Below are 652 nucleotides of genomic sequence, written 5' to 3'. Positions count from 1 at the left end.
CGCCAGTGTTCTTTGTGGATGAGGTGGTGGTGGTGGGAGCAGAGCAGGGTGGCGTTGTTTGTTCCTGTGGTGCCGCCTTGTGACCAGTAGGTGATGTGGTGGGCTTCGCACCAGGGTGCGGGGAGGGTGCAGYCGGGGAACGCGCAGCCTYSGTCGCGGGCGGTGATGGCTTTGCGGATGTGGGGTGGGAAGATCCGGGTGGTGCGGCCGATGTCGAGTATTTGGGAGTCGGTGCCGAGCAGGACGGGCAGGATGTCGGCGTCGCAGGCGATTTTGCGGATGGTGTTGGGGTGGATCGGGCCGGTGAAGGTCGCGGTGCCGGTACTGACAGTCTTCCGGGGGCCCGGCTGCTTCGGGGTGTTGGTTTCTTTTGTGGCGCTCGTGGTGGTGTAGGCGAGGTGTTGGAAGAGGTCGTGGTGGTCGATGGTGACGGTGAGTTGGGGTCGGAGTCCGCCGTTGCTGGGCAGTTTCCCGGTGGTCATGGCTACGGCGCAGGCTCCGATGAGGCCGTCGAGGAGTTTCTGGGCGCGGGAGCGCCGGTCCAGCTGAGGGCCGGTGGTGCCGGTGCCGGTGGTGTTGGTGAGTCGTGGGTTGGTGGCGGCGTTCATGGCGGTGGTGAGGGTTTCGTATTGTTCGGTGGTGGCGAAGATTT

1 protein-coding gene is annotated in these 652 nt (G+C 64.9%); it reads right to left on the bottom strand.

The features are described from left to right. Window positions 1-652: DUF222 domain-containing protein (locus tag AB4Y81_RS21555; RefSeq protein ID WP_441996934.1), on the bottom strand; the 652-nt coding region annotated here is incomplete at both ends.

It is taken from the genome of Paenarthrobacter sp. TAF1, from assembly GCF_052113825.1.
In the GTDB taxonomy this organism is placed as follows: Bacteria; Actinomycetota; Actinomycetes; order Actinomycetales; family Micrococcaceae; genus Arthrobacter; species Arthrobacter nicotinovorans.
Note: the sequence above shows the minus strand (reverse complement) of the source record. Positions and strands in the feature narration are given on the sequence as shown.